General features: G+C 41.2%; 27 protein-coding genes. 8 read left to right on the top strand and 19 right to left on the bottom strand.

The window, feature by feature from the left end; genetic code table 11:
* Positions 1-205 precede the first annotated feature (205 nt).
* Complete coding sequence (locus FCR06_RS16575) at positions 206-1699, bottom strand: UDP-N-acetylmuramoyl-L-alanyl-D-glutamate--2,6-diaminopimelate ligase (protein WP_138501554.1); 1494 nt, start codon at positions 1697-1699, stop codon at positions 206-208.
* A 52-nt stretch (positions 1700-1751) separates the two neighbouring features.
* A complete protein-coding gene (locus FCR06_RS16570; RefSeq protein ID WP_138501552.1) occupies positions 1752-2015 on the bottom strand; it encodes a glutaredoxin family protein in 264 nt (87 codons plus the stop codon).
* Positions 2016-2187: 172 nt separating this feature from the next.
* On the opposite strand from FCR06_RS16570, the gene FCR06_RS16565 reads away from it, so the two are divergent.
* From FCR06_RS16565 to FCR06_RS34280, 3 genes are all read left to right on the top strand, one after another.
* A complete protein-coding gene (locus FCR06_RS16565; protein WP_138501550.1) occupies positions 2188-2751 on the top strand; it encodes a Uma2 family endonuclease in 564 nt (187 codons plus the stop codon).
* Positions 2752-2847: 96 nt separating this feature from the next.
* A complete protein-coding gene (locus tag FCR06_RS16560) occupies positions 2848-3789 on the top strand; it encodes an RluA family pseudouridine synthase (RefSeq protein ID WP_138501548.1) in 942 nt (313 codons plus the stop codon).
* Between the two features lie 100 nt (positions 3790-3889).
* Positions 3890-4018, top strand: coding sequence for a hypothetical protein (locus FCR06_RS34280; protein ID WP_262984678.1), 129 nt, complete (start codon positions 3890-3892; stop codon positions 4016-4018).
* 275 nt (positions 4019-4293) lie between these two features.
* On the opposite strand, the gene FCR06_RS16555 is transcribed toward FCR06_RS34280, so the two are convergent.
* From FCR06_RS16555 to FCR06_RS16545, 3 genes are all read right to left on the bottom strand, one after another.
* The gene (locus tag FCR06_RS16555; protein ID WP_138501546.1) at positions 4294-5061 is read right to left on the bottom strand and encodes a phycobilisome rod-core linker polypeptide; all 768 of its coding nucleotides are present in this window, start codon (positions 5059-5061) and stop codon (positions 4294-4296) included.
* Between the two features lie 623 nt (positions 5062-5684).
* Positions 5685-6239 (bottom strand): hypothetical protein, encoded by a 555-nt coding sequence (locus FCR06_RS16550; RefSeq protein ID WP_138501544.1) that lies wholly within the window; start codon positions 6237-6239, stop codon positions 5685-5687.
* Positions 6240-6833, bottom strand: a complete 594-nt coding sequence (locus FCR06_RS16545; RefSeq protein WP_189523456.1) for a phycobiliprotein lyase — start codon at positions 6831-6833, stop codon at positions 6240-6242.
* A 323-nt stretch (positions 6834-7156) separates the two neighbouring features.
* On the opposite strand from FCR06_RS16545, the gene FCR06_RS16540 reads away from it, so the two are divergent.
* From FCR06_RS16540 to FCR06_RS16525, 4 genes are all read left to right on the top strand, one after another.
* Positions 7157-7324, top strand: a complete 168-nt coding sequence (locus FCR06_RS16540; RefSeq protein ID WP_138501539.1) for an NblA/ycf18 family protein — start codon at positions 7157-7159, stop codon at positions 7322-7324.
* A 451-nt stretch (positions 7325-7775) separates the two neighbouring features.
* Entirely contained in the window at positions 7776-8333 is a 558-nt protein-coding gene (locus FCR06_RS16535) for a bleomycin hydrolase (RefSeq protein ID WP_138501537.1), read from the top strand.
* 79 nt (positions 8334-8412) lie between these two features.
* The gene (locus tag FCR06_RS16530; protein WP_138501535.1) at positions 8413-8907 is read left to right on the top strand and encodes a bleomycin hydrolase; all 495 of its coding nucleotides are present in this window, start codon (positions 8413-8415) and stop codon (positions 8905-8907) included.
* A 187-nt stretch (positions 8908-9094) separates the two neighbouring features.
* Positions 9095-9703 (top strand): HEAT repeat domain-containing protein, encoded by a 609-nt coding sequence (locus FCR06_RS16525; RefSeq protein ID WP_138501533.1) that lies wholly within the window; start codon positions 9095-9097, stop codon positions 9701-9703.
* Between the two features lie 233 nt (positions 9704-9936).
* Here the strand turns inward: FCR06_RS16525 and FCR06_RS16520 are convergent, their stop codons facing one another.
* From FCR06_RS16520 to FCR06_RS16470, 11 genes are all read right to left on the bottom strand, one after another.
* Positions 9937-11400 carry a serine hydrolase domain-containing protein gene (locus FCR06_RS16520; protein WP_138501531.1) on the bottom strand — a complete coding sequence of 488 codons (1464 nt, stop codon included), beginning with the start codon at positions 11398-11400 and terminating at the stop codon, positions 9937-9939.
* A gap of 429 nt (positions 11401-11829) precedes the next feature.
* A complete protein-coding gene (locus FCR06_RS16510) occupies positions 11830-12738 on the bottom strand; it encodes a HEAT repeat domain-containing protein (protein WP_138501529.1) in 909 nt (302 codons plus the stop codon).
* A gap of 126 nt (positions 12739-12864) precedes the next feature.
* Positions 12865-13104, bottom strand: a complete 240-nt coding sequence (locus tag FCR06_RS16505) for a hypothetical protein (RefSeq protein ID WP_138501527.1) — start codon at positions 13102-13104, stop codon at positions 12865-12867.
* Positions 13105-13387: 283 nt separating this feature from the next.
* On the bottom strand, positions 13388-13774 hold the full coding sequence (locus FCR06_RS33590; protein ID WP_223280165.1) for a hypothetical protein: 387 nt from the start codon (positions 13772-13774) through the stop codon (positions 13388-13390).
* A gap of 8 nt (positions 13775-13782) precedes the next feature.
* A complete protein-coding gene (locus FCR06_RS33585) occupies positions 13783-14178 on the bottom strand; it encodes a tRNA(His) guanylyltransferase Thg1 family protein (RefSeq protein ID WP_223280164.1) in 396 nt (131 codons plus the stop codon).
* Entirely contained in the window at positions 14168-14617 is a 450-nt protein-coding gene (locus tag FCR06_RS16495) for an AAA family ATPase (protein ID WP_138501525.1), read from the bottom strand. Before FCR06_RS16495 ends, FCR06_RS33585 begins: the two co-directional genes overlap by 11 nt.
* A 121-nt stretch (positions 14618-14738) precedes the next feature.
* Complete coding sequence (locus FCR06_RS16490) at positions 14739-15539, bottom strand: DUF1838 family protein (protein ID WP_138501523.1); 801 nt, start codon at positions 15537-15539, stop codon at positions 14739-14741.
* Between the two features lie 2 nt (positions 15540-15541).
* Entirely contained in the window at positions 15542-16588 is a 1047-nt protein-coding gene (locus tag FCR06_RS16485) for a WD40 repeat domain-containing protein (protein WP_138501522.1), read from the bottom strand.
* Positions 16589-16698: 110 nt separating this feature from the next.
* Positions 16699-17670 (bottom strand): CobW family GTP-binding protein, encoded by a 972-nt coding sequence (locus FCR06_RS16480; RefSeq protein ID WP_138501521.1) that lies wholly within the window; start codon positions 17668-17670, stop codon positions 16699-16701.
* A gap of 248 nt (positions 17671-17918) precedes the next feature.
* Positions 17919-18833, bottom strand: coding sequence for an alpha/beta fold hydrolase (locus tag FCR06_RS16475; RefSeq protein ID WP_138501519.1), 915 nt, complete (start codon positions 18831-18833; stop codon positions 17919-17921).
* A gap of 87 nt (positions 18834-18920) precedes the next feature.
* Positions 18921-19361: a SufE family protein gene (locus FCR06_RS16470; RefSeq protein WP_138501518.1), complete on the bottom strand. Its 441-nt coding sequence runs from the start codon at positions 19359-19361 to the stop codon at positions 18921-18923.
* 615 nt (positions 19362-19976) lie between these two features.
* On the opposite strand from FCR06_RS16470, the gene psaK reads away from it, so the two are divergent.
* Positions 19977-20237, top strand: coding sequence for a photosystem I reaction center subunit PsaK (gene psaK / locus FCR06_RS16465; protein WP_138501516.1), 261 nt, complete (start codon positions 19977-19979; stop codon positions 20235-20237).
* A gap of 61 nt (positions 20238-20298) precedes the next feature.
* On the opposite strand, the gene FCR06_RS16460 is transcribed toward psaK, so the two are convergent.
* The 3 genes from FCR06_RS16460 to FCR06_RS16450 are packed head-to-tail and all read right to left on the bottom strand — an operon-like array spanning position 20299 to position 24137.
* Entirely contained in the window at positions 20299-20880 is a 582-nt protein-coding gene (locus FCR06_RS16460; protein WP_138501514.1) for a hypothetical protein, read from the bottom strand.
* Positions 20877-22226, bottom strand: coding sequence for a cytochrome P450 (locus FCR06_RS16455; protein WP_138501513.1), 1350 nt, complete (start codon positions 22224-22226; stop codon positions 20877-20879). Before FCR06_RS16455 ends, FCR06_RS16460 begins: the two co-directional genes overlap by 4 nt.
* An 18-nt stretch (positions 22227-22244) precedes the next feature.
* A complete protein-coding gene (locus FCR06_RS16450; RefSeq protein WP_138501512.1) occupies positions 22245-24137 on the bottom strand; it encodes a lipoxygenase family protein in 1893 nt (630 codons plus the stop codon).
* Positions 24138-24470: the final 333 nt, after the last annotated feature.

The following is a 24470-nucleotide window of genomic DNA, read 5'->3' as shown; positions in this document are numbered from 1 at the left end:
AAGCACAATAAGGATGAAGCAACAAACAATTCTGTCTTCGATTTTCACCTTTATGTGTGCATTTTTGACAAAATCCCTACGGAAAGAAATATTAACAAATGAAAAATGGCGAGATAGGGAGATGGAAAGGTGGGGGAGAAAGTAATTCTTCTTTTCCCCATCTCCCCTTATCCCCCCATCCTCTCACCCATACCCTATGCCTAAATTAGCCTAGTCTTGCCTGTAAAGCTTCGCGTGCGTGTTCTCGGTCATCAAAATGGATTTTTTCGGTACCGAGAATTTGGTAGTCTTCGTGACCTTTACCAGCAAGCAATACCCCATCACCTGGTTGTGCTTGTAAAATAGCGGTACGAATAGCGATCGCTCGATCACAAATTACAATTGGCTGCACTGTTTGGGGAATTCCCGCCAAAATATCCTCTAAAATCCCTTCTGGGTTTTCGGTACGGGGATTATCTGATGTCACCACTGCCAGATCAGCCAATTCAGCCGCAATTTTACCCATTTTTGGGCGCTTGGTGCGATCGCGATCACCGCCACAACCAAACATACAAATCAGCTTCCCAGGTATAAATGGACGTGCGGCTTTGAGCAAATTCTCTAAGCTATCTGGGGTATGAGCATAATCTACAATCACGCTAATATCTTGCTTAGAGCTAATTTGTACTCGTTCCATCCGTCCGGGAACTCCTGGGAATTCAGGTATTACAGATGCCACTAATTGTAAATCTAACCCTAAGTGTAAAACTGCTCCTACCGCTGCTAGAAGATTTTCTAAATTATATTGACCGACTAAAGGCGATCGAAAAGCTACATCACCTTTTGGTGTATGCAAAGTTCCACTCACACCATTCGGCTGGTAACTTAAGTCACTCATCCATAAATCAGCGCTGTTGTCGTTGACACTGTAACTCCAAACTTGCTCTGGATTCAAGGAGGCAATTATGCGCTGACCGTAGGAATCATCAGCGTTAATTATCGCCTGTCCCTTGAGATAATCAGGGCTAAACAACAAGGCTTTGGCGGCAAAGTAATCTTCCATATCGCTGTGGTAGTCGAGATGGTCTTGAGTAAGATTAGTGAATATTCCTACCTCAAATTGACAACCCAATACTCGACCTTGTGCCAAAGCGTGGGAACTGACTTCCATCACCCCAAACTCATTACCAGCATTCACAGCCTCAGCTAACTGCTGTTGCAGTTCCACCGCGAAGGGCGTTGTGTGGATAGCAGTTTGCTCAAAACCAGGCCAACGAGTATAAAGAGTTCCCATCAAAGCCGTAGCTAGATTAGCTTTGGCGAGCAAAAATTCAATTAAGTGGGTGGTTGTAGTTTTGCCATTGGTACCGGTTACACCCACCAGCTTGAGTTTTTGCCCTGGATAACCGTAAAAAGCGCTGGCTATCTGGGCACAAGCTTGAGTGATGTTACTGGCGCTAATCACCACAGCTTCATCTGTGGGAGGATGTTTCTCTGCCGCTTGGGGAGAGATAATTGCTGCCACAGCACCAGATGCGATCGCACTAGGCCAAAATTCCCCACCATCAACCCGTGTTCCGGGCATTCCAATAAACAAATCTCCCACTCCACAAGCATGGGAATTTGTCTTCAAACCTTTAACTTCTGCATCCTTCAAAGCTGGATGATTAGGTAATTGCTCAACACTATCTACCCCTGTTAATAATTCCCGCAATTTCATCTTGTGAACCTCGTCACATAGTTTTCTTGCGCTTATTCTGCATTATTTTTTTCTAATTGGCGAAATACTTACGCAACATTTGCTCCAACTGTTGCACACTAGCACGAGGAGAAGGACGGGGTAACACTTCCTCGGTGTCTTGGCGGTTTGCTAAAAAAAGTATCGGCACCTCATACTGATACGCACCGAACCAATCTTCACGAGTTGTAATATCTCGAATTTCCAACTCAAAACTAAGATTTTGGATTTGTTCGAGCTTTTCTTGCAAACCTTCACATAAATGGCAGCCAGGTTTACTGTATAAAATTAATCGCATTTGCTTTTACTAAATTTATCTATGCCAAAATAGACGCAATATATTTCGTCTTTAGAAGTCATAATAAGCATATTAGTTATAAAATTGCTAATTTGAATTTGAAAAAAGTCAGAAGCTCCAAGCTTCCTGAAACTCAGAACAAGCGGTGATTTTGTACAGGGAGACAACGACCATGACTCAAGTCAAATCTCAAATCACACTAGAAGAATTCCTTTCACTGCCTGAAGGGGAAGGGGATATCACCTACGAATTAGTTGATGGTGAATTAAAACCCAAAATGGCACCAAAAAGATTCCATTCACGATTGACTCTTGCTCTAAGTATACTTCTAACTCAATGGGCACAAAATCGCGGTGAGGTTGGTATCGAGTGGGCAATTACCTTAAAACGTCAGGGTCGAGACTGGGTGCCCATACCAGACTTACTTTATATCTCTTACTCTCGGCTTAACAGTGATTTAATTGAGGATGAAGCTTGTCCCATACCTCCAGATTTAGCGATTGAAATTATCTCTCCCGACCAAACTTTTGGAGAAATGAGTGCAAAAGCTACAGATTACCTCAATGCTGGCGTTATGAGAGTTTGGGTTATAGATCCAAAAGCGAAAACAGTCACTATTTTTTATCCTGATGCCCGACCTCAAACAAAAAGCGGTGCAGATATTATAGAAGATTCCCTACTTGAAAGACTGCAAATTACAGCCGAACAAATTTTTAAACAAGCAGGGATTCCATAAAGCAAAATTTAGAATTCAAAATAGTTCACTTCTAAAAAAATAAAGTTTTAACAAAGAAGAATTTTAAGAATCGTAGAGAAGTAATTTCAAGAAATTGTGACCGTATTTAATTTACAAATCTCAGAAAATAGTGATGACGCGGGTGTTCGTCTTGACCGTTATATTTCGCAAGAACTACCAGATTTATCCCGTTCCCGCATCCAACAATTAATCGAAGAAGGTAACGTCCAACTTAACGGCAAAGTTTGCATATCTAAAAAGATTAATGTAAAAGTGGGCGATCGCATCACTCTAGAAATCCCACAAGCCCAACCTTTAGAACTGCAAGCAGAAGATATTCCCTTAGATATCCTCTACGAAGATGACCAGTTACTCATTCTTAACAAACCCGCAGGCTTAGTTGTCCATCCTGCACCCGGTCATCCAGATGGCACCTTGGTTAATGCCCTATTAGCACACTGTCCCAATTTACCAGGAATTGGGGGAGTCCAGCGTCCGGGAATTGTGCATCGCTTGGATAAGGATACAACAGGAGCGATCGCGATCGCCAAAACAGAACTTGCCCATCATCACCTACAAGCACAACTAAAAGCAAAAACAGCACGGCGAGAATACTTGGGCGTGGTTTACGGTGCGCCGAAAACGAAATCTGGCACAATTGATATGCCCATTGGTCGCCATCCCCAAGACCGCAAAAAAATGGCTATTATGTCTGTTGAAGCAGGTGGACGAGTAGCCGTCACTCATTGGCAAATACTAGAACGCCTCGGTAACTACACATTAATCCTCTTTCAACTAGAAACTGGACGCACCCATCAAATTCGTGTCCACAGCGCCAAAATCGGTCATCCAATTGTTGGCGACCCCGTTTATGGTTCTGGCCGTTCAGTGGGAGTAAATTTGCCTGGTCAAGCACTGCACGCTTGGCGACTCAAATTACAGCATCCTTTATCTGGAGAGATGATTGAGGTGACAGCAACTCCTCCGAGCCAATTTACCAAACTTTTGGAAATGCTAAAAAGACGAATTGCACCGTAAAGGTATGGGGTATACTGAGTGTTGACTGATGACTAATGGACCTCTTGCAAAAGTCCTTCTTTGCGTTCTCTTCTGTGCGTTTGTGTCTTGGAAAGTTCTGATGCCTGCGGCAAGCCCTACGGGTTCGGGGGATCGCAATCGACGGAAACCGCCAAGACCGCGACCCCCTCACCGCAAAGCGTCTACCTCGGAAGCCGGCGCTCAGACTTTCGGTTGCGCCTCTGCGTGAGACAAAAAAATATTTATGCAAGAGGTCTAATGACTATTGAGCAAAGCCGAAGACACTCTGCCGAGGCGTGAGAAGTTATTATTCATCCCCTCTGCACCTGAAGCTCTCCTGCTCTCCCCATACTTCCCATGCCCATAAACGATTAGCGTGCATCAGACATGGGCTAGAATCTGCTTCACTAGTTATACCTAGATGAAACTACTACCAAACCCAGGACTGATGCACGCTACAAAATGCTCAAAACTATGTACTAACTAGCAACTGACTTCAAATCCTTACTTGATTCCTGCCAGTTGTCGATAAGGTACATCCTTTTCGATATCGATGTTGTATGACGAGATCCTTTGTGGGATATTGCCAGTTGCATTGACTTCCTGTGCCATCCCCAAGAATTGAGACGGATCGCCAGCCTTGGGCTTTTTGTCTTGTGGGGTGTATCTGCGTATTTCTACCTGCCAAATAATTTGGGGGAAGCCTAATTGGGCACGGTGGTAAGCCTCGTATCGCGGAGATTTGATGTTGAAAGGCAACTCACCCTCAGCGCGAGATGGCAGTACTCGACGCCGTTGATAAGGTACTGTTGAGTATCCAAAGCTACTTAGATATTCTTCAGTATTGAGGACTTCATCAATGAAGCCTTTAATACCCTTGGTAGCGACCACAATCGACCAAGCGATTTTTTCTCGCTCGTTGTATGGGTCACGTCCTAAAGCCCGTTGGATTACTTGCTCAACAAAACGATAGTTGCTGTTGAGGTCGTAGAAGCTTTTTCTAAAGGTATTGGAAAGCAGCAACCCACGAATAAAGTCCCGTACTGTAATTTGTCCATTACGGAGTTGGGACTCTAGGAATGTTTCGCGATCGGCAGCAAACGCATGAAATAAAATTTGACGATATGCTGCTTCAATCAGATTACCTAAATCTGATGGAGAAAGCAGATTGTCTGTAGAAAAAATTCTGGGCTGTTCATCACCCGGTACTTCATATGCAGCTACACGCTGATTTTGACTTGAAGGATCGTATGTTAACAGAGGAAGTGACACTCTAAAGCCTCCATGTTCTTAATTAAAGTTAACAACTTTAAATCACATATTAAGGGACGTAGTTGGATCAGAACCTTAGATTCTGATAAAGTTTTACGAAACTTAACCAATAGTAGTTAAGTATTCAGAAAAACAGCGTTTAGCCTGCTGGATTTAACCCACTGCTAGCCTCAGCAAGGCACTGCGGCTTCCCAGTCAATAATTAGTGACATCTCTACACTATCTGCAAGCAATATGGCGTAGGGTTTTCAGCTAACCCAGCTATTGCTCAGGAGATGCTGAAGCTCACTTTCCAGTTCAGAAAATGCCCTACCGCAGATGATGAATTTTCTTATCTTCTCGGGTTCTTTCGGATTTAGCTAAATATTAAGTAAAAGCTTTTGTTCACATAATTCAGATTAGAAGATTCTGTTTCACCTTTTTCAACTGAAGCAATATTTTTTAACATTTCGCAAAATTAATTAATGAATAGGGGCATTAGGAGTATTGACTGTTGAGTACAGACGCGATTAATCACGTCTCTACAGCAGTTAGGAATTCTCCTTATCTGCCCATTACCTCACCTTCCCCACTTCGTGGGGGCCCCTAGTTCCCCATCCCCACATTTCCCCATCCCCCATACCCTATTTTCTATTCCCATTTCCGATCCAAAATTCCAAAGGATCTATGGTTGATTGACAGTAAGGCCAGCTACGCAAAGTTGCTTCCATTCCTGCTTCCCAACGAGGTGGTTCTAATCCCAGTCCTAAACACAGATGAGACAGAATGCTAGCAAACTGCTGATTATGACCAAAGTCTTTTAAATGGGCATGAGCATATTCATGAACGACGATACCGAACCAGTCTTTGGGTGCAACTCGACCGACATCTACCAAAATGGTGATTGGGTTTATAAGAATGTTGCACAGACCGTCTATACCGAAAGACTGAGCGATGGGTACTGCAAAAATTTGGATATGGCGACGCTGTTGGGGATGAAAGCACTGGTGACAGGCTTCCACATAAGTGTTGATTTGAGCATTAACAGTGTTAATGTTTTCGCCGATCCAAGTGCAAATGGCAATGCGATCGCGTAAGTTATCGAATACATTCACCATACCTGGCTCTAGGGCAAATCCCCCTACCAGATGTAGATAATCTTGCCCACGAGTAAAAGCATCAGTCTGCTTGAGAATCATTCACCAGCCTAAAACAGAATAAAACTGTTGTTTAGAAGTCACCTCTTCGGTGGTGGAAGGTTCTAAAGAATTCTCAATCCGGGTTTCTGTGCAAAACGATGCAGTGCTGAAGCCACCAAACCGTTTCACTGTACTGCTTCGCAGTCGCGTGTTTGGGCTGATGAACCAAAATCGTTCAATGGAACTCATTGTTTCGTATTCGGTTGTCAACACTAATCCATCTTCATCATCCAGATGAAACAGACCAACGACGGGTACAATTTCGGCGTAACCTCTTTCACGAAGTAATTTGCCTTGCCTTGGATTATCTGCATCAGGGACGATCGCAAATATGGTTTTCCCTTGATGATTTTCCTCATCCTCTCTATCCCAAGACATTGTGCCTAGCCAGCGCACCCGTGACCCTCCTACTGAGAGGCTAGGGTCAATCTGATGATACTGGCATAGTTCAATGATTTCTGGATGATCGGCAGCCAGAGTTTCTACTTCTATATCAGATTCTCCCGTCTCTGAGCGCTTGAAGGCTAGGTGGTGAGTTGCACGTTGCGATCGCCACTTCCCAGCACTTTGCTGAAAAAATTTCATTGCGTCTATCAATCTTCTGACTCCTAGTTATGACTCCTGCAGATGATGTTTTGCTTGTTTTTTCTTTTTAATGTCGTTGGTATATAAATATTCTAAACATTACAACTATCAATGCTTGGCTTCAATAAACTCCTGAAAAAGGAACAGACAAATATGTCTTTTTCAAATTGTAAAATTTTATTATGTCAGTTTTTTATCACTTGACAAGATGGACATTTTAATATCTCAGTGCTATACTAATATAAAGCAGCGTTTACCATAAGCTACGCATACGCTTTTACAGTGTAAGTAACAAAATATACCTCCGATTCAGTCAAGTAGAGGAGTGAATCATGGACTTCCCCATCGAACTAACCTTAGAGCAACAATTTCGTTTACAAAACTTAAAAGACCAGGTAAAGAATTTGAGTCAACAAGAAGCTCAAGAATTTTTATTAGAAGTTTTACGGCAGATGATGGTGAAAGATAATTTGGTCAAACATCTGCTCAAACAAGCTTGAGCGACTAAAAAAATAAGATTTTTCCTTAAGACTTATGCAAGCACTGCGTAGGTCTTAATTTTTTTGGATATGGGGATTGAGAAATGAGGCATTGAGAATGTGGCTTACAAAGGTAGGTATTTTGTATTTAGTTATTTGTTGCTGTTTGAGATGATGCTTAAACAGCAAGAAATAACCAAATGACGTTAAACAATTGAGAAAATTCTCAATTATTTTCGGGATTTGATAAAACCTACTCTTGAAAGGAAAAGATGGGCAAATTAGAAAAAAGCTTCCCACCAATCCCTAGTCCCCAATCCCTAAACTAAATATTACAGATTATTACTTTCTCTCTCATAGAAAAGACTAGAGTACTATTGATCCCCTATGTTTTACTTTGGCTACTCGCAGTTTATCTGACGAGACAACGCCAAAAATAATATCCGCCATTTGTGAATATTAAGGAGAACTCATGGTTCTTGATGCTTTTTCTAGAGCTGTAATTACAGCAGATGCTAAAGGTGCTGCTATTGGTGGTGCTGACTTAGAAGCCCTCAAAGGTTTTATTGCTGCGGGCAACAAGCGCCTTGATGCTGTAAATGCGATCGCCAGCAACGCTAGCTGTGCTGTTTCTGATGCCATTGCTGGAATTGCTTGTGAAAACACTGGTTTGCTTCAACCCGGTGGTAACTTGTACCCCACTCGTCGCCACGCCGCTTGTCTGCGTGATACCGAAATCATCCTGCGCTACGTAACCTATGCGTTGTTGTCTGGTGATTCTTCCGTATTAGACGATCGTGCTATCAACGGATTGAAAGAAACCTACACAGCTTTAGGAGTTCCCATTAGCTCCACTGTACGTGCTGTTCAACTCCTCAAAGCTATCAGTGTTGCTCACATCACCAATACCAACACCGAAGCAAACGCTGGTACCAAGTTCCGCAAGCTGGATGTTATCCCAGGCGACTGTTCTGCTCTAGCTGCTGAAGCTGCTAGCTACTTCGATCGCGTTATTTCTGCTCTGAGCTAATAACTCATAGTTAATGGCTATTTAGCCAAACAAAGTGAAATCAAAACCCGATCAAATCCCATCTGGAGTATAAAAAGTAATGAAATCAGTTATCACCACAGTTGTTACATCTGCTGATGCAGCAGGTCGTTTCCCCACCACCTCCGACCTAGAATCCGTTCAAGGTAGTATTCAACGTTCTAACGCTCGTCTAGAAGCTGCTGAAAAGTTAGCTGCTGGTCTTGATGCTGTGGCTAAAGAAGGTTATGACGCTGCCTTTAAAAAATATCCTTACCTAACCCAACCAGGTGAAGCTGGCGAAACCCAAGTTAAGAAAGACAAGTGCCTGCGCGACATCAAGCACTACTTACGTCTAATTAACTACAGCTTAGTTGTTGGTGGTACTGGTCCATTGGATGAATGGGGTATTGCAGGCGCTCGCGAAACATATCGTTCTTTGGGTCTGCCTACCGCTCCCTATGTTACCGCTATGACCTACACCCGCGATCGCGCTTGCTCTCCTCGCGACTTGTCTCCTCAAGCGTTGACTGAGTTCCGCGCTCTCCTCGACTACGTAATCAACTCCCTGTCATAGTACACAGATTGACTAGCCGAGCGGTTGCACTCTAAAACTAGGGACTTTGGGTCTATTGCTTTGCCTAGATTAGGTTGAGTGATTGACCCAGAGTCCTTCAGTTGTGATTAAAAGAATTTAGCAGCAAAGCTGGAGACGCTGCACAGTTTAGCGTCAGAATTCAGGAGTCAGAACGAAATTTTTTCTTATGACAACAGATTCTTTATTTGAACAGTTGAAACACCCTAACCCGAATCTGCGGGAACGAGCTATGTGGCAGCTAGCCGAAGTCCGCGATGAAAATACCATTCCTCGACTGATGAGTATTTTGGATGATGAAGATGTGACCTATCGTCGAGCGGCGGTAAAGGCATTGGGTGCCGTTGGTGTAGATGCTGTACCGACACTGGTAGAGTCATTACTTAATAGTGATAACGCCACGATTCGAGGCAGTTGTGCTAAAGCCTTGGCACAGGTCGCCGCCAATCATTCAGACATACCCTTCCCCCAAGAGGGCTTACAGGGATTAAAAACCGCACTCGATGACCCAAATGGTGTTGTCTACATCGCATCTGTGATGGCTCTGGGTGAGATTGGTTCTCCTGCCTTTGAAATTTTAACTGAAGCTTTGAAAACCACAGATAATGTTGCGGTAGCTGTGGCGATTGTGAATGCACTTGGTTCAATGGGTGATGCGCGAGGGGTGGAAGTGCTGACAGCATTGACTAACGATGAAACAGTTGATTCCTATGTTCAAGAGTCAGCAGTGAGTGCCTTACCTCGATTAGAGCAGGTGATTAAATATAGCAAAAAGTAGCGATCGCCCTTGGCGTTGGCGCAGCGATTGCTTTTAAATGTAACTACCTTCAGTAGACCGAAAAGTTTGGCGATCGCTAAAAAATAGTAGTGTACGATACCGTTTTTTTGAATGCGAAGTAATGGTTTGGCAGGTGGGTAAAGCATCAAGCTAATGCTGAGGATCTGTGCTTTTACTCAAACAATTTTGTAGTGATTGGTTAAGCTACGCTTGTTACATCTATATTGTCTTTTTCACTTCTGTCTTTCTGCTCTAATCTGTTGATCCGCTTGTTGTCTTAAACTCATGACACCTGTTTGACTTAACGTCATTGCAGAAATTTTACCTGTGTCATCCGTTTCAAAGAAAATACTTGTATTCACTGATTTAGCAAAGAACTCTAGCTCTGATTTAGGGAAGAACTGTAATGGCGGTTGCTGCCCACATTGTATGAACAAATCTTCATGGTGGTTGATTACTTTGAACTGCAATCCAGATTTTGTTAAGTATAACCCTGAGTAGAGGTCAACTTGGGGTAGGGTGATGATTGGTATTTCTTGCTCAAACACGTCAGGCCAGTTATACTCAAGCGCGATTGCTCGCATTACTTCTGGGATCAGATCGATTTCATGTGAATTGAGCATAACAATAGCACCTTTTCCAATATGCGCGTAAATACGCATTAATGATACAAATCCTTCATTTCTACCACTGTGAAAAAAGTAGAATCCATCGCCAACTCCACCACCTGCGAAGAATCCCAATCCTACAAATAATCCATTTCCTAACCCTACAAATGATTCCTTCGCTCCTTGTGTTTGCTCTGGCTGTTGGGGACGCAACATTTCTTCTAGTGTCTGTTTACTCCAGATGGTAGGAGGTGACCCGTGCAATACGCGCAAGAGTTCGACTCCGACTTTGGCTAAATCTGATGGAGTTGTCCACAAACCGGCTGCCGCCATCTCAGGATAAACGTGTGGCCTGCCTACAAGTGGAACACCAGAGAATGAATGACTGGTTGCTGCCCTTTTTAACCAATCATTCGGGAGCGGCTGCTGGTAAGTACTATTGGTCATACCCAACGGTTCGAGTACCAATTCGCGCATGATTTCTGGAAACGGTTTACCTAATACATCAACTAATAGCTGTTGGGCAATTGTCGTGCCACCACCCGAATATCGATAATGTAAACCAGGAATGATATTGACCTCGACTTTATCGGTATTAGCTGGAGGCTCACCATTGAGAATTTGAACTGTAGTTGGTAATGGATCTGAATTGAGGTAGCCAGGAAAGCCATGTACAGTCAAGCCAGCAGTATGACTCAATAACTGACGTAGCGTTATCCGAGGTTGCCAAGAAGCGATCGCAGGCACACGCCATGAGGTCAGATAATTGTTAACATCCTCATCAAGATTTAGCAGCCCCGACTGCACAAGACGCATAACTGCTAAAGCGAATACAGGTTTACTAATTGAGGCTGCTTGAAACAACGTGTCTGGCGTGACTTCACGAGTTGTTCCAGCTTCGCATACTCCAAATCCACGCGCCCATTCGATTTCAAAATTATTAATAACAGCAATACTAATACCTGGTGTTTGGTAACGTGTTAATCTGCTATACAAATTTTTTGGGGAACCGAATTTTCCTTGCAGAGCTATTGCTGGCAGAAGATTATTGATGACACCCTTAATGCATTGCTCAATAGATTGCTGCATCGGTTTACCCTGATTTAATATTCTGGGTCTGTCAGTTGCTTTTGATTCTATTCAAATCCGATTTTACCTAATTTGAAAGCGGCGTTGCATAATTCATGCTTGGATTCAGCAACGCCGCATTATGTCAGCCGTTTAAAAAGGAGTACTAGACAAGTTTTTTCTCATCTATTTGTACTTAAACAAATGCTTGAATTTTTATGCCAAGCAGTAGACCGCAACTATGGGGTAGCTTGCAAAGTTTGTTTGCCGTCCGGCTGATTTTAGTTGATTTCTAGGCTTTTTTATAAGCTAATCTGATCATTTATTTAACCCTATGAGCACTTCTACATTTTCAAAAAAACAGTATTATACACTACTATTTTTTAGCGATCGCCAAACTTTTCGGTTTACTGATATTCGGTATAGGTCAACAAGTAAATTCTTGTCTTTCTATTCCCAAGCATCCTCCTCTAACTGTTTCTGAATTTGAGAAATTGCCAACTGCATCACCGCCTGAACTCCTGCTTCCGGTTCTTGGGTCAATGCAGTTTGTAGAGGTTCTAAAGCGACGCCATCGCCAATTTTCATCAATGCCAAAGCAGCCGCTTTGCGAGTTTCACAATCGGAATGATCCAATAACTCAACGAGGTTGGGAATCGCTACTTGATAAGCTAAACTGCCTAAAGCTGCTGCTGCTTCGCACCGCACGATTGCGGATGGATCGCTCAGGGCATTAATTAAGACTTGAAATGCCTCAGCCTCATTATGTTCTTCAGCGATTTTAGCGATCGCTCCCACCACCGCCGCACGAACCTCTGGGGAGTCAGAGTTGATTTCTCGATACAAATATTCCTTAGCCTGTACTCCAATAAATCCCAACGCCCATACTGCATATCCTTTGGCACTTTCTGGATATTCTGATGAGGCTAAGATTTTCAGCAAGGCTGGGACAGCAGCCTCACCAATCTTTGCCAACGCTCCCACTGACGAGGCTTTGACCACTGTATCTTCATCATTTAAGAGGGCGTCGAGCAAAGTGGGAATTGCGATCGGGTCAGCAATCAGTGTCAAAGTTTTGGTGCTAGCTCGCCGCACAACCGGGTTTGGGTGATTTGCCACGGCTTCCATCAACAACGGAGTTACAGGCTTACCAACTTTACCCAATGCCTCTGCAAAACTCAAACGTACCATGCCCCGTGAATCTCCCATACTCTCAATCATCTGCTTGAGGATTTTTTGGTCATCACGGTTGAAAGTATTTAAATTTAATTGTTCACTGACTACTGCAAGTAAAGCATCAGTTTCAGCGTGGGATAGCTGAATTGAATTTTCTTTTGACTGAGTTTCAAAGTTGACCATGCAAATTAAGGAATAGGTAACTCGAAGCCTGCATGAAGTGGGGATTAGGGAATTCTAAGAAGAAAGGGATTTCCACAAAATAAATTATCCCTCTTCTGGGGTGGGTATCTTGCCTGCCGTGCTGTACTAGTTACTTTCGCTGAGACTAGCCTGCTGATTACGCAGTTCTTGAAGCGCGGCATCAATTTTGGCCAGTTCAGGTTCCAATTTTGCCATGACACTTACCCTCATCAACTTGGCGCGTTTTGCTGTTTCTGTAGTTTCTTTAACTAAACGTTCTCGATATTCCTCAAGTTCTGCAATTGCCTCTGCTATATCTTGGGCGGTTACATCATTATTTGTTGTCGATTCTGAGGTTTCATCCATATCTTTTGTTTCCTAAGTGTGTATTTATGATGATTTTTTGTCAGTGTTCGACTGTTGTTTATTGTTAGTTACTTTTTCAAAACTAATAGTTTTTTTGTACATATAACTCAACAATTGTCAATAAATAACTAACTAATAGCTGACAAAAGATATATTTTAATTTTCTCAGATTGGGTTACCACTAGTAAAGCTTTTTGATGGAAAACCTCAAAAGCCGAGTCTAACCGCAAGGTTGAATCAAAATTGCAGCTGCTTCAGGTTTTTCAGATTAACCTTGCTTTGCCTACTTTCGGTTTTGTAGTGAGAGTTTGTAACTTGGGGTATTGACTAATTCTGCAATAAATTGGCTGTACTCAGCTTTCATCGGCAAGTCTAAATCTCGCCGGATACACAGCCGCAGTGCAAGCACAGTTTCGTTTGTAATCGGATTAAATCCCTGTTTGTGGTATTCTTCCCAATAAAGTCCCACACCTCGTTTTTGCCAATTGGGAAGTTGATTAAAATTAATTCCATGCTGGAATAACATCTCATTTTTATCGGCAACAGACAATCCTTTCATCATGCTGGTTGCTTGAGTAGGATTTTGGCGATCGCGACGCAGACACCAGTAGCAATGAGCATTCAGAGCGTTTCTGTGGGCATCTTCATGTCGCCAACGAAAATAATTCACAACTCCTTCTAAATTGGGTAGTTGAGAAATTCGACAGTCAAAGCAGCCAATATTACTAATAATAGAGAAAATTTAGCACTTGCTTCACCTGCTAATACTGAATTAAGTTTTCTAAGTTTGCGGTTGAAAGTATTTTCTTGCTGAGCAAAAAGTAAAGAAATTTCGTCACTTTGGGTATAGCCATAGATAATATCTATGTCGCAATTCATCAGATGCTCGACTGTTTCTAGCATCAAGTCTCGAAAACGAGTATCGTAAGGAGCTTCAAATTGATGCACTTCTTTTGTCAAGCGAGTAAAGCTGCGTCCATCCAATCTGGCAACTGTATAAAGTCCAGGTAGCACACAATAATCATCGGCTATTTCATATACTCGCATTTTACTATCTAGTTCATCAAATTTCATGTTTCCATTCCTCAACAATAAATGAATAATTAAAATTAGTTTTTACTGAATAAATAGCATTGAATCCTTCGTTCCAACTTGGTAAAACCAGCTTTTTTTGTGTTGCTAATAGCCCCACTAAAGGTACGATTAGTTTGGGAGACCTTCGACTGTTCCGTTGTTGACAATCTTCCAATTTAGAGTCAAAATAGTAAGCTAAAACCCGGAAACCTTTGTCTTTAGCTGGAATAATGTATTGCTTTCTGTCTTCCACAGTTGGGTTAGTATTATCCACCACAAAAGGCTGTTTAGCCTCTAAACAGCCTTGCAGAAGAATTTGCTCTCGATGACGAGTTTTGAGCATATCAAGATTAAGATGGATATGCGTATTAAAAAACTGAGTGCAATAAAAGGTAGATTTACCTGCTCCCTGAATTCCGATAAAAATAATGGCTTCCATTTACTGCCTCACTGAGAGAGCATTTATCAAGTGAATACTAACTTTTTTCAGGATGTTATCCCACAGTAAAAGCATCATTAATCTCAGTGCATTATTTAAAATTTACTTGATAAATAGCCTCTCAGATATTTTCATTCAGGGGAAAAATATCGCCTTGCAAATAAGATTCAAAGTATTTTTTAAAGTACTGAATACTGGTCATATTCGGTTCATCACTTTCTGTGGGTGTGAATTCGTAAATTGGGACTTTTTCTCTCACTAGTTTGACCAATTTAGGCTCGAGCTGCTCAAAAGTATCTACTCTGGATATTGTGGTTTCAAATCTCAATTTAGCTGGGTGAGCATATCCTAATTTCATCCAGGGCATCCAAGGACAATCTCTCGCCCATTTTGCAGGAGGAACATCAGTTGCATCGGGTCGGCAGGCATTTGAGATAAAATATTCAACTCCCTTAAACTTTTCTCCAGGGCAATAATCTGAGTATTTACTATCTCCTGCTAAGGGATGCGGGTATTCTAGAGGAATTTCCATCACAGAGGTGAGATATCCCTTGCCTTTGGGGATGATAAATTTTTTGGGTTTAACTGAGCCTTGGACAATTCTATTCGCAATATGTACTACTGGTACTGGTTGATTTGCTGTTGGGGAGTGCCAAAAATGTAGAATTTCTTGAGTATCTGGGTGACAAAATAGACCTAATTCTCTATTGATTCGATATCCGACTTCGCCATATTCAGAATCTGGTTTGAGAAATACTTTTGTTGCATTCATCCCAACAATAGAAAACAATTTTTCTTTTGATTTGTCTGGTGTCTCTTGCCACCAAATTTCTCCAGACCAATTGTAATAAAGTTGTAATCCATGATTTTTTCGATAAAAATCAAGATTATTAAGTTCGTAGTCATTTAAGTAATCATTCATATCTATTGTCTGTGGGAAACTTTTGACCAAATAAGTAATTCGCCTTTTTCACCACCTGCGGCTAATAATTCACCTTGGAGATGCCAAGCTAAGCTAGAAAAGCCGCCTAAGACACCTGTGATAATTTGGGATACTTGCTGGGCTTCGTTCCACAAACACAACCAGCCATCAGCACCAGCAGAAGCCAGAAGAAAGCTTTTAGGTGCAAAGGCGATCGCATTAATCACATCAACATGATTAGTTAAAACTCGTGCTTGCCACCCTAAGGTATCATCCTCTAACTTTTCCCAGACCACAATACCTTCGACACTAGAGGAAGCTAGTATTGGCGCACCCACTTTTGTAGTAGCTTCTGACCATGCCAATTGGCGAATTTTACCAGGGAAACCCTGCATTACCCAAGGATCGGGATTGTTCCATTCCAAAACGGTAAGGCTACGATCCATGTTGCCAGAAGCGAGGAATTTACCATCGGGTGACCAACCCATAGCTAGGCTGACAGTAGTCATATCTAAATTGTATGGTTCGTCATCCCAGTTTTGAGTGTGCCAAATCTTGACTCCTTTATAACCATTAATGGCTAGATACTGACCATCACTGCGCCAATCTATCCCTAAAACAGATGAGTTGTCGAAATTCAGTGTGACGACAATTTCACGAGTATCTGCGTTCCACACTTGCACATAACGCCCCAAACTAAAAGCTAGCTGGTTATTGGTGTAATTCCAAGCTAGTTTGTCAACCCATGCAGGCGCATTTTCCAAGGTGGCGATTAATTCAGTATCCTGCCAAATTTTGACTTGTCCATCCTGTCCACCAACGGCTAAAAATTGACCATCGGCAGAAAAGGCAAGGCAATCTACTGATTTACCGTTAGCAGTTTGTAAGGTTGTCAGTTCACCATCATTCCACAGTACTACTTCGCCAGCCGCCGAAGTTGCTGCTAAAGTTTCACCGATGGGCGACCAAGCGATCGCAGTTACATAATCTGCAAGTGTCCCTGAATAGTATTGTTCAAATTCTTTAGATGTGCTGGTTGTGGAGTTCATATTTCTGAAGGGAGTTAGGAGTAGACGCGATTAACTCAAGTCTTTCCAGGAGTTAAGAGTTAGGAGTGCATGAAATTTTAAGTCATAACTCTTAACTCCTAAGTCTCTATTTATGCTAAACAAGCAATAAAATCTTGTTTGAGTTGCTCTGCATTCAGGTTGCGACCGATGAAGACTAGTTCATTTTTCGGGGTTTCGCTGGGTTTCCAAGGGCGATCGGGTCTGCCATCAAATATCATATGCACTCCTTGGAACACAAATCTATTTTCTTCGCCAGCAATATTTAATATGCCTTTCATCCGAAAAATATCTGGCCCTTGAGTACGCAGCAACTCGGAAAGCCAAGCGTTTAATTTTTCGCCATCGACTGCACCTTTTTCTACTAAAGCTACAGAAAACACACTTTCATCGTGTTCATGGGCATCTTCACCTAAGAAATTTGGATCTATTTCTAATGCCCGATCTAAATCAAATGCTTTTACACCTAATAAAGCATTCATTTCTAATTCCGAATTGCGGGTACGATAGATTTTTGCCATCGCATTCATTGAGCGAATTCGCCTTTCTAATTCTTCCAATTCTTCTAAGGCTACTAAATCAGTTTTATTAAGTAAAATTACATCAGCAAAGGCAATCTGTTCTTGCGCTTCGTCTGCATCCCAATGCTGCCAGATATGCTTGGCATCTACGACTGTTACCACTGCATCTAAAGAAAGTTGACTTTGCAAATCTTCATCTACAAAAAATGTCTGAATCACTGGTGCAGGGTCAGCTAGTCCGGTTGTTTCAATTACTAAATGATCAAATTTATCGCGGCGCTTCATCAAATTACCAATGATGCGAATTAAATCACCACGCACTGTACAACAGATACAGCCGTTATTCATTTCAAATATTTCTTCATCTGCATCGATAATTAGTTGATTATCAATGCCCACTTCCCCAAATTCATTAACAATCACTGCAACTTTTTTGCCGTGTTCGTAGGTAAGGATGTGATTAAGTAGAGTTGTTTTACCTGCTCCCAAATAGCCTGTAAGAACAGTAACGGGAACTGAATTTGTGATTGCGTGAGCCACCATACTCTAAATTCCTTTTATCTCACCACTATAAATAATCATTACCGCCTATGATAATTGTTTTTATTTTTTTTGTGCGAACTTGGCTTATGGGTTTGGGCAAAATAATTACATAATAGCTTCTGAATTCTGACACTTGAGCTAATACTGTTTGAGAAAATTTCTGCTAAAAATGCGTTGTCGGGGCATACACCTGCATGCCCCGACAATGGATTAATTTGTTGCAAATATTTTTAGTTCTCAATTATTGTTCAATTTGAGCGCGAGAACAAAAATTCCTCAACTGCTGCTAAAACATCTGCTGGGTATTCTTCATGCAGTCCTAGAGAACCAGGAATCACGGCGCTTGTTACTCCTGGTAATGCAGTCAATACGTTCATTTCTTCTCGTGATTTCGCAGGGCTGGATTCCCCAATTATCACCATTAGTGGTACGGTTAAAGACTGTACGAGTTTGAGAAAATCGGATTGCTGGCGTACAGCATCAAGATTACCAGTTACAAAGGCAGCAGAAGCAAATCTCGCTCCCGGTTGTTGGGTTGTCTGCCATTTTTTCTCAATGAAACTGGGTGTAAGTTTAGCCGTGTCGGTGAAGACATGACGGCGGTACATAAAATTTAAAAAAGATGGGGTAGTGTTGAGTTTGTAGAGAGCTTGACCAAGTATAGGCGATCGCACTAATTCTCTCACCATACCAGCTATCTCCTGACTTGCCCCCATTGTCGGCAAAGGACCGCGCCAAGTAGGAGCTAACAACACAATTCGTGAAAAAGCAGCAGGCTGTTTCAAAGCTAATTGTAAGACGTAACTAGCCGCATGACCAGCCGCCATTACAGTAATTGGAGTATTAAAAATAGCTTTGACAAAATCTTCCAGAAATTGCTGATATATTTGGGGTTGATAATTTAAACTAGGGCGAGAAGATTCACCAAAACCAGGCCAGTCTATGGCTACAACTTGAAAATGGGGAGCTAATAATCTAGCAAGTTCGCCCATTTCCAAACGCGTCGAAACACTGCTAAAAGCTGGTAGCAGCAATAGCGGCGAACCTTTACCAAGGGTTTCATAAACAACGCGCAATTGCTGGTTTTCCCAATTCCAGAGGTATTCTTGAACTACTCCACCAAATCCCACAGCAGTAGAGGTAGATAATAAATTTGTTGACATTAGATTAAATTTTGGTAGTTGTATGTCATTTGTCATTCGTCGTTTGCAAATAACAAATTACCAATGACTAATGACTAATGACCAAGTTTAGTTAGCTACATCTAACTTACATTCCAAAGCTTTTTTTTGCATGGTTTTAAAAATGTTGTAAAATCCATTAGCACGGGAAGGTGTAAGGCTAACATTTAAACCTGTTGCTTGAATAAAATCTGGAGTAAGTTGCACAATCTCAGTTGGCGTTAGTCCATTCAATCCTTCAACCAAAAGCCCTACTAATCCTTTGGTTAGCTGGGAATCAGAATCGCCTTGAAACACAACTTTACCATCATCCAAGGTTGCTGTGATATAAACTTGAGAAACGCAACCAGGAACTTTGTTGTCGGGTAATTTATCAGCTTCTGGGAACTCATTGAGCTTCTGAGCATACCAGATGAGCTGTTCGTAGCGTCGCTTTGGTTCAGAAGCGCGCTGAAAGCGCTGGACAATTTTAGCGAGTGCAGGTGGCAAAGAATCTAGAGTTGAGGACATAACAGAAGCCGGAAATAATCGCTATCATCTTGAGTGTAAATTATCTTTAGAGCGATCGCGTCTGTAGTTCATGTTGGCGTATCACGTAGCCATAATAGCTATTATTGACTAGAAGTTGTCAAATGTAGACAATTAATGCGATCGTATTCAGTATTGGTCAGGTTTTTTAATCTCTGTAATTAGAAAAACTTTATTTTGTTCTCAACAGGCTTTGACAGCAACTCCCAAAAGTTAGAGTTGTATTAACGTAGACTTTCTGCTATTACGTAAGTGAGGAGGAAGTATAAAATCTATGTGTCGTTTGATGTAAGGATATTTGTCATCTAGAGGACATGCATTATAGCCTTTTTGATTATTTCTATCTAAGTTAGAGTGTTTGCATACTCTATTGAATCTGAAAGCTAATTGTGATTAATTAGAGTCGTTCAAATGTACTATTTAGAATTTTAGCGTCTATCGAACTCTAACGACAAAAAGCAGTAACAAAAGGTTATTTATATTAAGCAATGAGAATAACTGTTAAATATTGATGCAAAATTGGGCTTTTTCTTGAATTGGCTTCGGAAATTTTCAGATTATATTTTTAATCATTAATAAATTTCGGGAGCAAATCAGGTGTTTACTTCAACATTACTTGCTGCTGCAACCGCACCCCTGCAATGGAGTCCTGTAGTTGGAGTGATTATGATTATCGCCAACATAATTGCCATTGCCTTTGGTAAATCTACCATCAAGTATCCCAATGCAGAACCAGCACTACCATCAAACAATTTCTTTGGTGGTTTTGGTTTACCTGCTTTATTAGCAACTACCGCCTTTGGTCATATCTTAGGAGTAGGCGCTATTTTAGGGCTGCATAACCTAGGCAGAATTTAGATTCTTACCCAACTTAGCCTTTATTTGATGATTCTTTTGTCTCTAGCTTTGAGCCAGATAACTAAATCTCTGGCTCTTTTTTATGTTCACAATTTCCGCCTCTCGCAATTACTAGACACTCACTTTGAACCTTAGCGAGCATTGACTCAAAAGCAGGAGTGTAATTACCATTTTCATCTACAACTCTATGTAAGGTATACTCTCCAAGCCGTAAAATTCCTCCAAACCAAAGGTTTTTACGTTGCCAAATGTCTTGAGAATTTTCTTCTTGGTGTATAGTAGCATCTATCACCCATTTAGGAACTTGCACCCCTAAAATAAAAGCTAGAATTTGCCCATGTTGTAAACTTTCATCTACAAACTCTATTTTGTAGCTAAGTCGAGTTAATTGGACTGAATGAAGTAATAACCATCCATAAATTGTGTTGTGAAAAGTCCACTGCAAAGGATCAGAGACAGGTAGAACTAGGGTGCGTTTGTGAATATCCCATTCTAAGTTGTACATTGTGAGGCAATCATCTGGAGCTGGATTACCATCCATAAAGAACACGCCTTTARGGACATTTGGTAAGTTCGTTTCTTTAATGGGTATCATCCAGGTAGCAATATTACCGAGTTGTTTTTTCTCAATTATTTTAGTCATAATTGTTGAGAAAATCCTTGTAATGATAAGTTATTGGGAGTAACGGAAGTTACGTTTGAGAAATCCCATTTTACTTCTGTAAATGAATCCCATTTATATTTCTGAAAAAGATAAAAACAGAAAAGTTTAATAAAACCAACTGACAAATTTCTCCCAGGACAAACCCGCTCATGACCTTCACCATTCCAAGATAAGATATCAGAAAAATCTCGCGTAATATCGAAATTATCTGGATTTTCATATCTATGGACATCTCGATTTGCTGTAAAAATAGAGCCAAGTAAACGAGTTCCCGCTTGGAATGGGCATTTTTGTCTCCCTATTTCAACTTCACCGGAGTTAGTAGTAAGTTGGCTAACAAATCTTACAGGTGGATATAGTCTTGCAGTTTCCAAGATTACTTTATTCAGGAGATGGGATTCTTCAAGAGCATATTTATTAGGAGTTTTTAGTTCATTCCAGAGCAAATTAATTTCGGATACTATATCATTTTTTAGAGCATTTTCTAAGCACAAAATACCAATGACTGAGCCTAACAGCGCACTTGTGCCAGCAGTTCCGGCAATATGAATCATATCGAAAATACTGTTAGCTATTTGGTGTTCATTTAACTGATATTTTTGTCCTATTTCACAGTAGAATGTCCATTTAGGAGATTGTTTATATTTCTCAATCAAAGACTTACGATGTTTAATGTTTGGTGCTGTTTTAAATGCTAGTAGATATTTACTAACAAAGTTAGGTAGAGATGCCAGAGGTAAACTTTTATTATAATTAATTGATGCGTTAACTTCTTCTTCAGTTAATGATATTTGAAGAATGATTTGGTGAAGAATCTCCAGTATTATTTTTGGCAAATCGTTACCGATATGCAGTTGTCCCTGCTTGGCTGCTTTTGATAGACATTGATTTATCAGATGCGATAAAACTTCTACTTGTGCAGATGGATCTGGTATGGCTTCCAATAATACAGCACGAACACCTGTATGTTCATTCCCGTTTGTTCCCAAACTGAGAGGATTATTGAGTAAGTAACTAGGAGCTAAAATTCTGATGATACCTAAATCATTTCCCCGGACTTGCGGCTGGATGTGCATCAGTTCCTTAACTTGAGTATGAGATGTGTGCATAATTGCATGGTCTACCGCAAAAAATTTGTCCCCAATATTATCTCGGCGGATATAGAGAAAGTCTCTCCACGCTTTGAGCATGATTAAGGCATCGCTATAATAAGCACGCAAGCGCAGCAGCTTGCCAATTGCTGTGTTATAACCCACTTTGGCAAGACGGTAGGACAGTTCGATCTGGCGAGCGTGGTTTTTGAGAACTTTATTTTTGAGTTCCATAGTTTTGAAAAGGTTAAGTTAAATGTTAATGCTTTGGGGGATTCTTGAAGGTAGAAGATACTTATAGGGCGGGCGGTGCAAGTTACGTTGATTGATAGTATCTTCAACCTGTTGCAGATTTTCCTGGAAAGCTTGTAACAAAGGTTTTACTTGTGGATTTGTAAAGTATCCTTTTGGGTAATCACCTAGCCTGTTGTAATAAACAGACCCCAGTAAGGATAAGAGGTTTAGTTGCCTTTGTGCTTGATCTAGAGGTGGAAGTAAATTTAAATAATCTTGCTCGGTTACTTGAGTTTTAAGTTTTGAAGCTGGCAAGTAACCAGCTAATGGTAATGCTGGAGCGTAACTCATCAAGTCCTTTTGGGGAAAGTTGACTGCTCCATGTTGGGCACTAGCGGTAAAGATAATCAGAGTAACAGCATCAACTAAGTAGTCAAACGTCTGAATTCCACCATTCTCACCAAAATCCAGGACACGTCCGCCATCATCAGCTTGTGCCTCAGCTGCCCAGGCTTGTAGTGCTATATCTTGTTTAATGTCATTGTCATTAGAGTAGTAAAGTTTGAGATAATCCGATACCCACTGATAAATAGCCTGCCACACTAACAATGCATCATCCCGATAAGGATAAACAGGTAACAAATTGACATCGTCTACACCACGTTGTTGGAATTGTTTTGGTAACATGGCGTCATTAAACCCATAGCTTTGCAGTCCACGCACTACTAAAACTCTAGAGTTATCAATACTTGATGAAAGTAGTCTATCAACTCCACCGCCCGCAGCAATCAGAACCCGTTGTGCAGCATCGTTGATTGCTAAAGTTCCCTCAAAATGGGGATGTAATAAAATTCGTAAAGGATGATTAATTGGTAGTTGTCGATAGGTTGCCATCACAAAAGGGCCGACAAACAAGTGAGTTCGGCCTAAGTGGCTGACAGCTTCGTGGAAGTTTGCATCTGCTATCTGAACAATTGTTTTGGCAAATAACCAAGCATATTTGCCAGAGCTAGGGCTAACAATGGGGTAGTCTGGGCCTGGAGTTTGACCGCATTGAATAGCTATAGGGCGTAGTAGACGGTTTGCTTGGGAGCTTCTGGGTAGGGCAAACAATGCCAAGGGAGCGTAAAGATACTTTTGCTCGTGTGGATAAGTACCGTTAATTGCACCTTCTAAAATTTTATAATCTGCAAGATAGAGTCTGCCTTCTTCACCTGCCGCACTTAAGCAGTCTTCACTCCCCATGACTGCTTGATAATCTTCATCTGTGACAGGAAAGCGTTCGCTTAAACTTTTCACTCGCTCGATCATTAACGGATTGAAGCCTGCTACCTGCATATAGGCGAATACTTCATCTTGCTCATATGTACTGGCGATCGCTGGTAGCGGAATTTCTGGCAGTAATTTTTCGTAATCTTTTAAGCTCGTGACATGACCTAATGGTTGATCTTTATACAATAAGTTCAAAACTTGATGCAGAGCATCTTCAAAAATTGATAGTCCGCTTTCTCTTAGTAATGAATACAATAAATCATCAATTTCTCTCAGATCCTTAGATAAGCTTTTAATAAAAAATTGGGGAACTATTTGTATAAGTTTGACAATAACACTCAGCTTGAAGGGTATGGCTCCTTTGATTAAGGCTTCTAGAATAAATTTTTTGACATCATCCCGCACTGATGGAGAACCTTGATTTCCCCGATTTACAATTAAGGTATTAACAAAAAGTATACGTAATTCTTGCGCCAGTATAAACAGCCAGTTAGTAGAGAACTCTTCCACAGCCGGAAGCTCATCTAGCATTGCAATTGGTGGAATATGAATATAGTTGTATTTATATTGCTGTCTAGCCTCTACCAAGCTATCAGTTAATAGTGAATTTACTAAATTATTTTTTGATGAACTATTCACATAAGCTCCTTGAAAAACTAAAGGGTGTCTAATTTATAGCAGGAGGCAATAGGCAGTTGTTGCTGGAGGCAGGAGTTCAAATGGGGTAGGGGGTACGGTACGGGTAACCCACATTTTAAAAGATGGGTAGAACAACAAAGGTGTGACTACAGCTATATTTTTTGCAATGCTAACACCTCCGAAATGCGTTTTGCCTCTTAAGTTCGCTGATTTAGTATGATAGCTATGCCACTAATCTTTGTAGTTTACATTTATAACATTATGTGTGACTGAATATTTATAGCAATTAATAAAGGCGCACAAATGTGCGCCCTTTCGTGTGTCGGATTCAAA

The organism is Nostoc sp. PA-18-2419 (genome assembly GCF_005869855.1).
In the GTDB taxonomy this organism is placed as follows: domain Bacteria; phylum Cyanobacteriota; class Cyanobacteriia; order Cyanobacteriales; family Nostocaceae; genus Nostoc.
The sequence above is the reverse complement of the archived record's forward strand: the minus strand, read 5'-3'. Positions and strand labels throughout refer to the sequence as shown.

What these genes read in the sequence shown, in the direction of transcription:
- FCR06_RS16565 (WP_138501550.1), top strand. Translation starts at nt 2,188, where the DNA reads ATGACTCAAGTCAAATCTCAAATCACACTAGAAGAATTCCTTTCACTG.
- FCR06_RS16470 (WP_138501518.1), bottom strand. Translation starts at nt 19,361, where the DNA reads ATGTCCTCAACTCTAGATTCTTTGCCACCTGCACTCGCTAAAATTGTC.
- FCR06_RS34280 (WP_262984678.1), top strand. Translation starts at nt 3,890, where the DNA reads ATGCCTGCGGCAAGCCCTACGGGTTCGGGGGATCGCAATCGACGGAAA.
- FCR06_RS16520 (WP_138501531.1), bottom strand. Translation starts at nt 11,400, where the DNA reads ATGCAGCAATCTATTGAGCAATGCATTAAGGGTGTCATCAATAATCTT.
- FCR06_RS16485 (WP_138501522.1), bottom strand. Translation starts at nt 16,588, where the DNA reads ATGAACTCCACAACCAGCACATCTAAAGAATTTGAACAATACTATTCA.
- FCR06_RS16495 (WP_138501525.1), bottom strand. Translation starts at nt 14,617, where the DNA reads ATGGAAGCCATTATTTTTATCGGAATTCAGGGAGCAGGTAAATCTACC.
- FCR06_RS16535 (WP_138501537.1), top strand. Translation starts at nt 7,776, where the DNA reads ATGGTTCTTGATGCTTTTTCTAGAGCTGTAATTACAGCAGATGCTAAA.
- FCR06_RS16540 (WP_138501539.1), top strand. Translation starts at nt 7,157, where the DNA reads ATGGACTTCCCCATCGAACTAACCTTAGAGCAACAATTTCGTTTACAA.
- FCR06_RS16525 (WP_138501533.1), top strand. Translation starts at nt 9,095, where the DNA reads ATGACAACAGATTCTTTATTTGAACAGTTGAAACACCCTAACCCGAAT.
- FCR06_RS16550 (WP_138501544.1), bottom strand. Translation starts at nt 6,239, where the DNA reads ATGATTCTCAAGCAGACTGATGCTTTTACTCGTGGGCAAGATTATCTA.
- FCR06_RS16455 (WP_138501513.1), bottom strand. Translation starts at nt 22,226, where the DNA reads ATGGAACTCAAAAATAAAGTTCTCAAAAACCACGCTCGCCAGATCGAA.
- FCR06_RS16490 (WP_138501523.1), bottom strand. Translation starts at nt 15,539, where the DNA reads ATGAATGATTACTTAAATGACTACGAACTTAATAATCTTGATTTTTAT.
- FCR06_RS16505 (WP_138501527.1), bottom strand. Translation starts at nt 13,104, where the DNA reads ATGGATGAAACCTCAGAATCGACAACAAATAATGATGTAACCGCCCAA.
- FCR06_RS16575 (WP_138501554.1), bottom strand. Translation starts at nt 1,699, where the DNA reads ATGAAATTGCGGGAATTATTAACAGGGGTAGATAGTGTTGAGCAATTA.
- FCR06_RS16530 (WP_138501535.1), top strand. Translation starts at nt 8,413, where the DNA reads ATGAAATCAGTTATCACCACAGTTGTTACATCTGCTGATGCAGCAGGT.
- FCR06_RS16480 (WP_138501521.1), bottom strand. Translation starts at nt 17,670, where the DNA reads ATGGTGGCTCACGCAATCACAAATTCAGTTCCCGTTACTGTTCTTACA.
- FCR06_RS16475 (WP_138501519.1), bottom strand. Translation starts at nt 18,833, where the DNA reads ATGTCAACAAATTTATTATCTACCTCTACTGCTGTGGGATTTGGTGGA.
- FCR06_RS16570 (WP_138501552.1), bottom strand. Translation starts at nt 2,015, where the DNA reads ATGCGATTAATTTTATACAGTAAACCTGGCTGCCATTTATGTGAAGGT.
- FCR06_RS16510 (WP_138501529.1), bottom strand. Translation starts at nt 12,738, where the DNA reads ATGGTCAACTTTGAAACTCAGTCAAAAGAAAATTCAATTCAGCTATCC.
- FCR06_RS33585 (WP_223280164.1), bottom strand. Translation starts at nt 14,178, where the DNA reads ATGAAATTTGATGAACTAGATAGTAAAATGCGAGTATATGAAATAGCC.